Origin of the sequence: Pantoea sp. MQR6, from assembly GCF_022761075.1 — a bacterium.
In the GTDB taxonomy this organism is placed as follows: Bacteria; Pseudomonadota; Gammaproteobacteria; order Enterobacterales; family Enterobacteriaceae; genus Pantoea; species Pantoea phytostimulans.
Genome location: NZ_JAKYXB010000001.1, coordinates 1 through 13,878, shown reverse-complemented (window position 1 = coordinate 13,878; position 13,878 = coordinate 1). Strand labels below are relative to the sequence as shown.

The 13,878-nt window shown below is 51.2% G+C and carries 11 protein-coding genes; 9 read left to right on the top strand and 2 right to left on the bottom strand.

The genetic code is table 11. The annotated features are described in order from the left end of the window. Window positions 1-109 precede the first annotated feature (109 nt). The 4 genes from MUG06_RS00060 (at window position 110) to emrB (ending at window position 5,005) form a co-directional block, all read left to right on the top strand. A complete protein-coding gene (locus MUG06_RS00060; protein ID WP_243077364.1) occupies window positions 110-1,288 on the top strand; it encodes an MFS transporter in 1,179 nt (392 codons plus the stop codon). A gap of 311 nt (window positions 1,289-1,599) precedes the next feature. After that, window positions 1,600-2,130, top strand: coding sequence for a transcriptional repressor MprA (gene mprA, locus MUG06_RS00055; RefSeq protein ID WP_215845803.1), 531 nt, complete (start codon window positions 1,600-1,602; stop codon window positions 2,128-2,130). Between the two features lie 150 nt (window positions 2,131-2,280). Beyond that, on the top strand, window positions 2,281-3,453 hold the full coding sequence (gene emrA / locus MUG06_RS00050; protein ID WP_215845802.1) for a multidrug efflux MFS transporter periplasmic adaptor subunit EmrA: 1,173 nt from the start codon (window positions 2,281-2,283) through the stop codon (window positions 3,451-3,453). Between the two features lie 16 nt (window positions 3,454-3,469). Beyond that, a complete protein-coding gene (emrB, locus tag MUG06_RS00045) occupies window positions 3,470-5,005 on the top strand; it encodes a multidrug efflux MFS transporter permease subunit EmrB (protein WP_215845801.1) in 1,536 nt (511 codons plus the stop codon). Between the two features lie 36 nt (window positions 5,006-5,041). Here emrB and MUG06_RS00040 read toward each other — a convergent pair whose 3' ends face one another. After that, a complete protein-coding gene (locus MUG06_RS00040) occupies window positions 5,042-6,271 on the bottom strand; it encodes a tRNA/rRNA methyltransferase (RefSeq protein ID WP_243077363.1) in 1,230 nt (409 codons plus the stop codon). A 159-nt stretch (window positions 6,272-6,430) separates the two neighbouring features. Between MUG06_RS00040 and trxC the strand changes: the two genes are divergently transcribed. From trxC to MUG06_RS00010, 5 genes are all read left to right on the top strand, one after another. Beyond that, window positions 6,431-6,850, top strand: coding sequence for a thioredoxin TrxC (trxC, locus tag MUG06_RS00035; RefSeq protein WP_215845799.1), 420 nt, complete (start codon window positions 6,431-6,433; stop codon window positions 6,848-6,850). Between the two features lie 81 nt (window positions 6,851-6,931). Continuing rightward, window positions 6,932-7,618, top strand: a complete 687-nt coding sequence (locus MUG06_RS00030; protein ID WP_243077362.1) for a tRNA-uridine aminocarboxypropyltransferase — start codon at window positions 6,932-6,934, stop codon at window positions 7,616-7,618. A gap of 87 nt (window positions 7,619-7,705) precedes the next feature. After that, window positions 7,706-10,363, top strand: coding sequence for a bifunctional acetate--CoA ligase family protein/GNAT family N-acetyltransferase (locus MUG06_RS00025; protein WP_243077361.1), 2,658 nt, complete (start codon window positions 7,706-7,708; stop codon window positions 10,361-10,363). Between the two features lie 117 nt (window positions 10,364-10,480). Next, complete coding sequence (gene pssA / locus MUG06_RS00015; protein WP_215848227.1) at window positions 10,481-11,836, top strand: CDP-diacylglycerol--serine O-phosphatidyltransferase; 1,356 nt, start codon at window positions 10,481-10,483, stop codon at window positions 11,834-11,836. 5 nt (window positions 11,837-11,841) lie between these two features. Continuing rightward, complete coding sequence (locus MUG06_RS00010) at window positions 11,842-12,180, top strand: YfiM family lipoprotein (protein WP_243077360.1); 339 nt, start codon at window positions 11,842-11,844, stop codon at window positions 12,178-12,180. On the opposite strand, the gene MUG06_RS00005 is transcribed toward MUG06_RS00010, so the two are convergent. Then, window positions 12,177-13,481, bottom strand: coding sequence for an MFS family transporter (locus MUG06_RS00005; RefSeq protein WP_243077359.1), 1,305 nt, complete (start codon window positions 13,479-13,481; stop codon window positions 12,177-12,179). The two genes, MUG06_RS00010 and MUG06_RS00005, sit on opposite strands and share 4 nt — an antisense overlap. Window positions 13,482-13,878: the final 397 nt, after the last annotated feature.

The following is a 13,878-nucleotide window of genomic DNA, read 5'->3' as shown; positions in this document are numbered from 1 at the left end:
CCTTTTTTGATCTTTTTTCCACTGGTATGTCCTGTTAATTAACACAACATTGAAATAGTTTTTTGAGTTACTATTAACTCATTATGATTATTACCCACCGTTCCCCTCAATGAATGCTTCCCACCAGCGCTTAACGCCTGCATTAGTCCTGCTGATGTCGGTCGCTACAGGTTTGTCGGTTGCTAGCAATTATTATGTGCAGCCTCTGCTTCATACCATCGCTCAACAGTTTGATCTCTCAGTCAATCTAGCGGGATTTATCGTGACAGTCGCACAACTCGGCTATGCCTGCGGATTACTGCTGCTGGTTCCGCTGGGCGACATGCTGGAGCGGCGCGGACTGATCGTTGTCATGAGTTTGCTGGCCGCAGGCGGCATGGTGATCACGGCCCTCTCCACTTCGTTTGCCTTGTTACTGCTCGGTACGCTGATTACTGGCCTGTTTTCGGTGGTCGCACAAATTCTGGTGCCACTGGCCGCCACGTTGGCCGATCCAGATCGGCGCGGGAAAATTGTTGGCACGGTAATGAGCGGCCTGTTGTTAGGCATTTTGCTGGCGCGAACTGTTGCAGGTTTATTAACGCAGTTTGGCGGATGGCGTACCGTTTACTGGACCGCCAGCCTCTTAATGGCGCTGATGGCCGTGGCCTTGTGGCGCTTTTTGCCATCAACCAGGCAATCGGTTTCGCTGAATTATCCTCAACTGTTACGGTCCATTTTCCGTTTATATGCTGAAAATCGGGTGATTCGCACCCGCGCTTATACCGGTTGCCTCTCTTTCGCGAACTTCAGTGTAATGTGGACTTCGATGGCATTTCTGCTCTCTTCGCCACCTTACAATTTTACGGAAAGCCAGATAGGCCTGCTGGGTTTGGTTGGCGCGGCAGGTGCACTGGCGGCACGTCAGGCCGGTGCGTTAGCCGATAAAGGCAAAGCAAAACTAACGACCAGCGCTGGCCTACTGATCATGCTGGCATCGTGGGCCGCTATTGCGTTGGGAGCACATTATCTTACTGCGCTGATTATCGGCATTTTGCTGCTCGATCTGGCTGTGCAAGCCGTCCACATCACCAATCAAAGCGTCATTTATGCGCAAAAGCCGGAGGCTCGTAATCGCCTCAACGCCGGTTACATGACCAGCTATTTTATCGGGGGTGCCTTCGGTTCATTCTTGTCGGCCAATGCTTACCATCTTGCGGGTTGGTATGGCGTCTGTGCTGCAGGTGCCTTAATGACATTAGTGAACCTTTTGATTTGGTGGCGTGGACACCGTTTTGAGAATGTTTAGGAAACGTAAAAGCGCCACCAAACTTTTGGTTGTGTCTGGTCACATTTGATTGGCTTTGTTATTGTTAGGCATAAAGCTATTCACTAGAGTTATTTTTTCTCGCGAAATTATTTGCTTTCGCACCGTTTTGATAGCGCATGCTGCCGCTGTTTGGCGCAGCGGGCGCGGGTTTCGCGCCCAAGGTCAGGGATAGACCTGGAATCACCCGATGTTGACAATGTGATCGTTCCCAATCACCAGCGGAAAATATGACCACGATTATTCTGTCACCAGAGTTATTATACTAGTTGCAATTAGTGAGGTTTTTTTAAATGGAAAGTTCGTTTACTCCCATTGAACAGATGCTAAACATCCGTGCTAACCGCCATAAAGATTTCCCGTTGCAGGAGATCATTCTGACGCGCCTGTGTATGCACATGCAGGGAAAGCTGTTAGACAACCGCAACAAAATGCTCAAGGCGCAGGGAATTAACGAAACCTTGTTTATGGCGCTGATTACGCTGGATGCGCAAGAAAACCAGAGCATCCAACCCTCAGAACTCAGCTCAGCGCTGGGCTCGTCGCGCACCAATGCTACGCGCATTGCCGATGAGCTGGAAAAGCGCGGCTGGATTGAACGTCGTGAAAGCGAACACGATCGCCGTTGCCTGCACCTGCATCTGACCGAAAAAGGCAATGACTTCCTGCGACAGGTTCTGCCGCCACAGCATCAAAGCCTGCAATATTTGTGGTCTTCTTTGTCGGTAGATGAGAAGTCACAACTGGAAGGGATTACCCGTAAGTTGCTTAACCGCTTAGATAAAATGGACGAAGATCAGCTTATCGCCTCGCTGTCGCGCTAATAGCAAGAAGTGCGACACAATCACCCTTCGAAACCGTTATTTTAATCCCCTTTTTATCAGGCCAGCGCTCAGTCGCTGGCTTTTTTCGACTCGGGCGTCTGCGAGAAGGGATCCCCGCACCCCGGTTAAATGGAAAACGTGGAGAACGACATGAGTGCAACGGCAGAAGCACAAAGCCCGCAACAGCCTGGAAATAAAAAGAAAAAGCGCAAAGTTGTGCTAACAGGGCTGGCGATCATCTTTGTGCTGATCGGTATTGCGTGGCTGGTTTATTGGTTTTTGGTGCTGCGTCACTATCAGGAAACAGATGACGCTTATGTTGCCGGTAACCAGGTGCAGGTGATGGCACAGGTTTCAGGTAGCGTGAATAAAGTGTGGTTCGACGACACTGATTTCGTTAAAAAAGGAGATGTGCTGGTTTCGCTGGATAAAACTGATGCCGAACAGGCGTTTGAAAAAGCGCAAACGGCGTTAGCCACCAGCGTACGTCAAACGCATCAGCTGATGATTAACGGCAAACAATACCAAGCCAGCATCAAGCTACAGCAAACTGCTTTGCAGCAAGCCGAAGCCGATCTAAAGCGCCGCGAACCGCTAGGCGCTTCTAACCTGATTGGTCGTGAAGAGCTGCAACACTCGCGTGATGCAGTAGCCACAGCCAAAGCACAGCTCGATGTCGCTGAACAGCAATACAACGCGAATCAGGCGATGATTCTCCAGACCTCGCTGGAAAACCAGCCAGCGGTAAAACAGAGCGCCGCAGAGCTACGTGATGCCTGGTTGGCGTTGCAGCGTACCGATATTCGTAGCCCAATGGATGGATATGTTTCGCGTCGTAGCGTGCAAGTTGGTTCACAGATCAGCACCAGCACGCCGTTAATGGCAGTGGTGCCTGCCACCAATTTGTGGGTGGATGCCAACTTTAAAGAGACTCAGCTGGCAGGCGTGCGTATCGGCCAGCCCGCCACCGTGGTCGCTGATATTTATGGCGATGAAGTGGTTTATCACGGCAAAGTTGTGGGGCTTGATATGGGCACCGGCAGCGCCTTTTCGCTGTTGCCCGCGCAGAACGCAACCGGGAACTGGATCAAAGTGGTTCAGCGTCTGCCGGTACGTATCGAGCTGAATCAGCAAGATATTGCTCAACATCCGCTGCGTATTGGCCTTTCAACCTTGGTGAAAGTGGATACCAGCGTGACGGGCGGCAGTGCGCTGGCCACCAGCGTACGCCAACAAGCGGCTTACAGCAGTAATGCGCTGGCGATTGACCTCATGCCGGTTAATCAGCTGATCACCGATATCGTCCGCGCCAACGCCGGATGATGATGCGGAGGCTGTAATGGCACAAAAACCGCTTGAAGGGATGCCGCTGGTCTTAATGACCATCGCGTTGTCGCTGGCGACGTTCATGCAGGTACTGGACTCGACCATTGCTAACGTGGCTATTCCTACTATTGCCGGTAATCTCGGCGCCTCGAACTCACAAGGCACATGGGTCATTACCTCGTTCGGGGTGGCAAATGCCATCTCGATCCCGATTACCGGCTGGCTGGCAAAACGCATTGGTGAAGTGAAGCTGTTCACCTGGGCGACCATCCTGTTTGCTATCGCCTCTTGGGCGTGCGGCATGTCAGAAAGCTTGGAAATGCTGATTTTCTTCCGCGTGATTCAAGGCATTGTTGCTGGCCCGCTGATTCCGCTGTCGCAAAGTTTACTACTGAGTAATTACCCTCCGGCGAAGCGCAGTATCGCGCTGTCGCTGTGGGCAATGACGGTGATCGTGGCCCCTATTTGTGGCCCGATTCTCGGTGGCTGGATCAGTGACAATTATCATTGGGGTTGGATCTTCTTCATTAACGTGCCGATTGGGGCGGTGGTGGTGATGTTAACGCTGCAAACCTTGCGTGGCCGCGAAACCAAAACCGAAATACGTCCTATTGATATGGTCGGGTTAGTGTTGTTGGTGGTCGGCATTGGTTGTTTGCAGGTGATGCTGGATCGCGGCAAAGAGCTCGACTGGTTTAGCTCAACGGAGATCATTGTGCTAGCCGTTGTGGCGGTGATTGCCTTGGCTGTGCTGCTGGTTTGGGAGCTAACTGACGACCATCCCATAGTCGATTTGTCGTTGTTTAAATCACGTAATTTCACTATCGGCTGTTTGTCGATTAGCCTGGCTTACATGCTCTACTTCGGCTCGATTGTTTTGCTGCCGCAGCTATTGCAGGAGGTATATGGCTACACGGCAACCTGGGCAGGACTGGCGTCAGCGCCGGTCGGGATTATTCCGGTTATCCTGTCGCCAATTATTGGCCGCTTTGCCCATAAGCTGGATATGCGTCGTCTGGTGACCTTCAGCTTTATTATGTATGCCGTCTGTTTTTACTGGCGTGCTTACACGTTCGAACCAGGCATGGATTTTGGCGCATCGGCATGGCCGCAGTTTATTCAGGGCTTTGCGGTAGCGTGCTTCTTTATGCCGCTGACGACGATTACTTTGTCGGGTTTGACGCCGGATCGTCTGGCGGCAGCCTCAAGTCTGTCGAACTTTGTCCGAACGCTAGCGGGCTCGATTGGCACGTCGATTACCACTACCCTGTGGACCGATCGCGAATCCATGCATCACAGCTATTTGTCGGAATCTGTAACGCCGTATAATGTTAATTCGCAGCAGATGTACGATAAGTTGGAAAGTATGGGCATGACACATCAGCAAGCGTCAGCTTATATCGCGCAGCAAATTACTAATCAGGGATTGATCATCTCGGCAAACGAGATTTTCTGGGCATCGGCGGGCGTATTTTTGATTCTGCTGGTGCTGATTTGGTTTGCGCGTCCACCTTTTGGTGCGGGTGGCGGCGGAGGCGGTGCGCACTAACGCTAAAAAGCAAAACGGGCCTTTCGGCCCGTTTTTTTATGCGTTTTGACGCCACCATTCAGCAAGCAATACGCCGGTCGCAACCGAGACGTTGAGGCTTTCAACGTTACCGGTTCCGCCGATTGACACACTCATGTCGCCCTGCTGGAAAGCACTGTCCGACAAGCCTTCGCGCTCCTGGCCCAATACCAACACCATTTTGGCCGGCAATTTAGCCTTCGCCAATGGCGTACCTTCATGGCTTGACGTCGTGACAATGGTGTAACCGGCTTTACGGAACGCTTCAAGTCCTTCGTTGAAGGAGTAAGCACTGATGGATTGCACGTGCTCTGCTCCGCCTTCTGCGGTGCGAACAGCCGCACCCGATTCCAGCAGCGAGGCATCATTCACCAGCACACCTTTCACACCGAAGTGTGCGCAGCTTCGCATAATGCCGCCGAGGTTGTGTGGGTTGCTGACATCTTCCAACGCTAAGATGCAATCTTTTTCATCGGCTTTGCTCAACCACTCTGATACTGCCATGCCCATGCGTTTTTTAATCAGGAAGCAAACGCCGCCATGATGTTCAGTGCCTGAAGCTTTGGTGATCTCAGCATCTTCTACTACATGGTAGGCTTTGCGGTTTGCTGCTAACCAGCGCAGCGCTTCACGGAAACGCGGCGTCACTTCCTGAACAAACCAGGCGCGTACAATCGCTTCCGGGCGGCTCTGGAACAGCGCCTGACAGGCGTTTTCACCATAAACACGCGTCTCTTCTAAACGCTGACGGCGAATCTGTTCTGGATCGACAAAACTTTTACCGCTGATGCCGCCGTGATCGGGTTTGTCATCTGCTGCTTCAGTTGAAGCAGACGGCGGACGGGAAATGGTACGCCAAGGTGAATCTTCGCCGCCACCGCGTGGTTTACGGCTGTCGTCGAAACGGTCATTGCGTGGACCTGAAGAGCGACCTTCGTTGCGGTCGTTGCGCGGGCCTGAAGAGCGACCTTCATTACGGTCACTGCGAGGGCCAGAAGGACGCGCTTCGCTGCGGTCACCATATGGACCGGAAGAACGACCTTCATTACGGTCGTTGCGTGGACCTGAAGAGCGGCCTTCATTACGTTCAGTGCGGGGACCAGAAGAACGACGAGTATCTTCCTGGCGGGCAGCGGGACGGCCACCTTTGCCTGTACGAGGATTGGGTGCACGTGCACTTTTATCGTCCTCGCCACGCACATACATCACTTTGACCTTACCACTTTTGCCTTTAAATTCGTCGTTCATTTGTTCCTCCTGCATTGAGAGCGCGAAGATTACCTGATGTGCTGGCGCTTAGCTATCAACTATTGAACCTATTGGGAAATCCAAATTGAGCGGTTCTGTTACCCCTTTCATAATGGACAATAAATACCAGACTGACACGTTCCAACCTCAGAGGTTCCTATGAATACGGTATGTGCTTCCTGCCAGGCAACCAATCGCGTTCCGCAAGAACGACTTGCCGATGGAGCAACATGTGGTCGCTGCGGCACCGCGTTATTTAATGGCGAAGTGATTAGCGCTACTGCTGCCACGCTAGACAAGTATCTGCAAGATGATTTGCCGGTTGTCGTCGATTTTTGGGCCCCCTGGTGCGGGCCTTGCGTGAACTTTGCGCCGGTATTCAAAGATGTTGCCGGTGAACGAAGCGGACAAGTGCGCTTTATTAAAGTTAACACCGAAGCCGAACCTGCGCTTAGCGCGCGTTTCCGCATTCGCAGCATTCCTACTATTATGCTGTTTAAGAAAGGCGAAATGGTTGACATGCTTAACGGTGCAATGCCAAAAGCGCCGTTTAATGAATGGCTCGACGAATCGCTTTAATCCTCAAAGGCCAGCCACGCTGGCCTTTTCCTTTTCTGTTGCGCTTCGATTACACTGACGTTTTTCCTGTCCCGAATAATCATGTCTGATAACGCCGTATTACGCCTGCGTACTCAACGCCTGGCGCGCGCCACGCGCCCTTTTCTCGCTCGCGGTAACCGTGTGTTGCGCTGTCAGGGTTGCCTGTTGCCAGAAAAACTCTGCCTCTGCTCCTCAATCCAGCCACAAACGGCACGCAGCCGCTTTTGTCTGGTGATGTTTGATACGGAACCGATGAAACCAAGTAATACCGGGCGTTTGATTGCCGATATTCTGCCGGAAACGCAGGCTTTTGGTTGGTCGCGCATCGAACCGGATCCGTTATTACTGCAAGCCGTGGCTAATCCCATGTATCAACCGCTGGTGGTTTTTCCTGCTGCCTATGCTGATCCTGACCGCGAAGTGTTAACTGCCCCGCCGCTGAGCGGTAAACCGCCACTGTTTATTATGCTGGATGGTACCTGGAGCGAAGCGCGTAAAATGTTCCGCAAAAGTCCGTGGCTGGATGCGTTGCCGGTGATGTCGCTCAATGTCAGCACACCGTCGCGTTATACCCTGCGTGAAGCGCACGGTGAGGGGCAACACTGTACCGCCGAAGTGGCGGCAGCGCTGCTTGAACAAGCAGGAGATCGATTCGCAGCCGATGCACTACTTAACCATTTCGAGCAATTCCGCGCCGCCTACTTAGCCGGTAAACCGCATCATCCTGGCCAGGCAACAGAAATCTGAAGAAGATCTGTAGCTTGCGATCTGCCGGGCGGCAGGGTCGCTAAAAAGCGTTTACAATCATGCAAATCCTGAGCTCTGGAGAGCGAGATGAGCCAACGCGGACTGGAAGCGCTGTTACGACCTAAATCGATTGCGGTGATTGGTGCTTCAGTAAAGCCCGGGCGTGCCGGGTATTTTATGATGCGCAATCTGTTGGCGGGCGGCTTTAGCGGCCCGGTTCTGCCGGTCACGCCAAAATACAAAGCGGTCAGCGGCGTACTCGCCTGGCCCACTATCGACAGTTTACCTTTCGCACCCGATCTTGCAGTGATCTGCACTCACGCCCGACGCAATTTTGAACTACTGCAACAGCTCGGCGAAAAAGGCTGCAAAGCCTGCATTATTCTCTCCGCTCCTGCCAGCCAGTTAGAAGAGCTTAAAGCCTGTGCTAGCCGATGGCAGATCCGTTTGCTCGGCCCCAACAGTTTAGGCTTGCTCGCGCCGTGGCAAGGTTTAAATGCCAGCTTTTCGCCAGTACCGATTGAAAAAGGCCGTATCGCGTTTATTTCGCAATCCGCTGCCGTTTCCAACACTATTCTGGACTGGGCGCAGCAGCGTAACTTGGGATTTTCCTGGTTTATCGCTTTAGGCGATAGTTTAGATACCGATGTTGACGATCTGCTCGACTTCCTCGCTCGCGACGGCAAAACCAGCGCCATCCTGCTCTATCTTGAACACCTAAGTGATGCGCGACGCTTTGTCTCTGCTTCGCGCAGTGCATCGCGTAACAAACCCATTTTAGTGATAAAAAGTGGCCGCAGCCGGCAGGCACAAGCGCTACTCGGCACCCACAGCGGGCTGGATGCCGCCTGGGATGCTGCAATTCAACGCGCCGGATTGCTGCGGGTGCAGGACACACATGAACTCTTCACAGCCGTGGAATCATTGAGTCATATGCGTCCACTGCGCGGCGAGCGTTTAATGATTGTTAGCAACGGCGCTGCGCCGGCCGCGCTGGCGCTTGATGAACTTTATGCGCGTAACGGCAAGTTATCGACGCTGAATGCAGAGACACTACAGCAGCTCGCCGACGTATTACCAGAAGGGACCGGCTACGGTAATCCACTGGATTTAAAAGACGATGCTACGCCAGAGCGCTACGTTGCCTGCATCAATATTCTACTGAATAGCCATGATCTTGATGCATTGATGATAATCCATGCACCTAGCGCCGTTGCGCCTGCTACGGAATCAGCAGAGCAGTTGATCAACGCAATTTCTCAGCATCCGCGTGGCAAGCTGGTTACGCTGCTGACCAACTGGAGCGGTGAGTTTTCATCGCAGGCTGCACGGCGTGCTTTTACCCAAGCAGGGATCCCAACCTGGCGTACGCCTGAAGGTACGGTGACGGCATTTATGCATCAGGTGGAATATCGCCGTAATCAAAAGCAGTTACGTGAAACGCCAGCCCTGCCCACCAGCCTGACGCAAGATAGCGCGCAGGCACATCAGTTACTGTCTCAAGCGTTGGAAAAAGGCATTACCTCGCTTGATACGCATGAAGTTCAACCCGTCTTAGACGCATACGGTTTAGCGACATTACCTACATGGATCGCCAGCGACAGCGCGGCGGCGGTGGCCATTGCAGAGCAGATTGGTTATCCGGTAGCGCTTAAGCTACGTTCGCCAGATATCGCGCATAAATCAGATGTACAAGGCGTGATGCTTTATTTGCGTAACGCTGTAGAGGTGCAAGGTGCGGCAGACGCGATTTTTGATCGCGTTAAACACACTTTGCCCCAGGCACGTATCGAAGGTTTATTAGTGCAAAGCATGGCGAATCGCGCGGGAGCACAAGAACTGCGTGTGGTTGTTGAGCATGACGCCCTGTTTGGCCCCATTATCATGTTGGGAGAAGGTGGCGTTGAGTGGCAAGCCGATAAACAAGCTGCCGTTGCGCTGCCACCGCTGAACATGACGCTGGCGCGTTACTTGGTGATTCAGGCGATTAAAAGTGGCAAAATTCGCAGCCGTAGCGCGTTGAACCCGCTTGATATTGCTGGCTTGAGTCAATTGCTGGTTCAGGTATCTAACCTTGTCGTGGATTGCCTGGAGATTCAGCGGCTCGACATCCATCCGCTGCTGGTGTCTGGCAATGACTTTACCCTGCTCGACGTAACGCTGAACCTTGCCCCTTTCAGCGGTGACAATGAAGCGCGCTTGGCCATTCGTCCTTATCCTCAGCATCTTGAAGAACAGGTTGAATTAAAAGATGGTCAATATTGCCTGTTCCGGCCTATTTTGCCTGAGGATGAGCCGCTGCTACGCGATTTTATTGGACAGGTCACTAAAGAAGATCTCTATTATCGCTATTTTAGTGAGATCAATGAATTTACTCATGACGATCTCGCCAATATGACGCAGATTGATTATGACCGTGAAATGGCGATTATTGCCCTCCGACAGCATCAGGGGCAGCCAGAAATTATTGGCGTGACGCGGGCCATTTCTGATGCAGATAATGTCGATGCGGAGTTTTCGGTGCTCGTGCGCTCTGATTTGAAAGGCCTTGGCATGGGACGACGTTTACTGGAAAAGATGATTCGCTATACCCGCGATCACGGTCTGCAACAATTGAACGGTATCACCATGCCCCATAATCGCGGCATGATTACTTTGGCGCGAAAACTCAACTTTCATGTTGATATTCAATTGGATGACGGTATTGTCAGTCTTAAATTGTCGCTGCAGGATGATATCAACTAACCTTGTAGAGAAAGGTAAAAATCGCCCCGATCGGCGTCGTTGATGTTATTATTTATCGTTATGACCCTGATTTGATGGCAAAAGGCCATGCAATGAACAGAGAAGAAGTGCACTGTGATGTTGTCTAAATTTAAACGTAATAAACACCAACAACACCTCGCACAGCTGCCGAAACTGTCACAATCCGTTGCGGATGTGTCGACACTTTACTCGCCTGCCGAATTTCGTCAGACGCTGCTGGAGAAGATCGCGGCAGCGCAATCCCGCATTTGCATCGTTGCGCTTTACCTGGAAAATGATGATGGCGGTCGCGCTATCATGAATGCACTCTATGCGGCGAAACAAGCGCGCCCGCATTTGGATATCAGCATTCTGGTTGACTGGCATCGTGCGCAGCGTGGACGTATTGGCGCCGCTCGCGGCCTGACCAACGCTGACTGGTATTGCGAGATGGCGACGCAGCATGCGGATATCGCTATTCCCGTTTACGGCATTCCGGTAAATACGCGTGAAGCGCTCGGTGTACTGCATCTTAAGGGCTTCATCATTGATGATACGCTGCTTTATAGCGGTGCCAGCCTGAACGACGTCTATCTGCATCAGCATGATAAATACCGTTATGACCGCTATCAGATAATCCGAAATCCAGTGCTGGCTGATACCATGTTTGAATGGATGAATATCAACCTAAAGCAGGCAGAAGCAGTAAATCGGCTGGATTTTGCTGAACGCCCTTCAAGCCCGGAAATTAAAAATGAAACTCGCCAGTTCCGTCAGGATCTGCGCGGTTTTAATTATCAGTTTGAAGGTAACGGACATAATGAAGAGCTGACGGTAACGCCGCTAGTGGGATTGGGCAAACGCAGCTTACTGAACAAGACCATCTTTCATTTGATGCCTTGCGCGGAGCAAAAACTGGTAATTTGCACCCCTTACTTTAATATGCCCGCAATTTTGGTCAGAAACATCATCCACTTACTGCGCCAGGGTAAGAAGGTTGAGATTATTGTTGGCGATAAAACTGCTAATGATTTCTATATTCCTGAAGATCAGCCGTTTAAAATTATCGGCGCTCTACCTTATCTCTATGAAATTAATCTTCGCCGCTTCCTGAGTCGCTTACAGTATTATGTGGATAACGATCAGCTAGTTGCGCGATTGTGGAAAGATGGCGAAAACAGCTATCACCTGAAAGGGATATGGGTCGACGATGAATGGCAGCTGATTACCGGTAATAACCTTAATCCGCGTGCATGGCGACTCGATCTTGAAAATGCAGTATTGATTCACGATCCGCTGCAACAGCTTACGGAGCAACGTGAAAAAGAGTTAACGTTGATTCGTCAGCATACGACTGTGGTGAAACATTATCGCGAGCTGGAAAGTATTGCCGATTACCCTGCAAAGGTTCGCAAACTTATCCGCCGCCTGCGTCGTATCCGTATCGACCGTTTGATCAGTCGCATTCTATAATCGGCGTGGGCTTTTCAGGAAAACCCACCCGTATTTTACTGTTTGCTGCTGTGCTCTGTAGCGGTTGTGCTCACGTCGCGGAAGATCGCTGGACAGGCAAGGATAAAGCAGAGCATTTCTTTGCTTCAGCGGCTTTGGCAGCGGCTGGCAGCGAATATGGCGATCATCAGCACCTATCCACGCGTCAAAGCAGCACGATAGGAATGATGTTTTCTCTGAGTTTTGGCGTCGGGAAAGAGTGGTTTGACAGCCGCCACGATGGCAGCGGCTGGAGTTGGAAAGATTTAGCCTGGGATGTTGCCGGAGCGTCTAGCGGCATCGCTTTGTGGAATTTGAGCCATTAAAGCTTGATGCCCTTGCCACGTTTGTGCAGCATTAGTGAGACTAAAAATGCCAGCGCGCCCATTGCCGAAACGTACCAGAAGAAGGTCGTTTCAATTCCCTGTTGCTTCATCAACAAGGCAATGTATTCTGCCGATCCTCCAAAAATTGCATTCGCAACCGCGTAAGATAAACCCACACCTAATGCTCGCACCTGCGGCGGAAACATCTCAGCCTTCAAGATGCCACTGATCGCGGTATAAAAGCTGGTGATGAGTAAGGCAAGCATAATCAGTAGAAAAGCGATCCATGGACTTTGTACATTTTGCAGCAGAGTCAGGATTGGAACAGTACAGATAGCTGCACCCACCCCGAAGATCATCATCGATCCACGTCGACCAATCTTATCTGACAATGCCCCAATGGCGGGTTGCAACAACATGAAGAACAGCAATGCGCCAGTCATCAATCCGCTCGCTGTTTTAGCATCCATACCTGCTGTATTAACTAAATACTTCTGCATATAGGTTGTGAAGGTATAAAAGCTGAGTGAACCGCCGGCTGTAAAACCTAAAACCATTAAAAAAGCACGCGTATGATTACGCAGCAATCCACGAACGCTGCCTGCATCTTCATGTTCACGGCTTTTCTTGTCCGAAGTTTCTTCCAGAGATCGACGCAGCCATAACGCCACAATAGCCAGTGCTGCACCAAGGAAAAACGGGATACGCCATCCCCAGTTACGCAGTTCCTCGTCGCTGAGGGTGAACTGCAATATGACCACCGTCAACACTGCCGTTAATTGGCCACCAATCAGGGTGACATATTGAAAAGAAGCGTAGAATCCTTTACGTCCTTCAAGCGCGACTTCACTCATATAGGTTGCGCTAGTACCGTATTCGCCTCCTACTGATAAGCCCTGAAACATACGTGCCAGTAACAAAATAATGGGTGCAGCAACCCCGATGCTTTCATAGCCAGGCAAACATGCAATGACCAGTGATCCAAAACACATCATGCATACGGAGATCAGCATTGATTTCTTTCGGCCATGGCGATCTCCAATATAACCAAATAACCATCCCCCAATGGGTCGCATTAAAAAACCCGCGGCAAATACGCCGGCTGTTTGCAGCAACTGCGTTGTGGTATCGCCTGCCGGAAAGAAAATATGTGCGAAGTAGAGTGAGAAAAATGAATACACATAGAAATCAAACCACTCAACTAAGTTGCCCGATGACGCACCTATGATGGCCCAAATGCGTTTTTTTGTTGAATCAGGATGCGAGCTTTCGTCGCTTTGGTTTTTGATGATATCTGTCATGCCTTGCCTCTTTTCCTTGCTGATAAGCAGCGTTAAAGGATTGAGTAAAGCATTTGTTAAGGGCAAACGGGAAGTGGATCAACTCTGATATTGCGATTTGTGACTGGACCGATTATTTGCTTGTAACACATGCAATTTTTACAGGGAATACCTGTATAAATTGTTGTTGAGAGCTGGCTATATTGAGTGATTTAAAAACAAATAGGTACCAGAAATCACTTTATGGCGGGCGGGTACTGAGGAAAGCGCTGAGGCCTTAACCGGCGGGCACGTTATTGCCGTGGCCGGCGATGGCTGCCCGGCGCTTCACGTCCCCGTTCTGAACATCAGCCGGCCTGACCGGGTGGCTGACTTTATCGCCGGCTGGCTTGCCGGCCGCTGAGCCGGCGGTATTTAG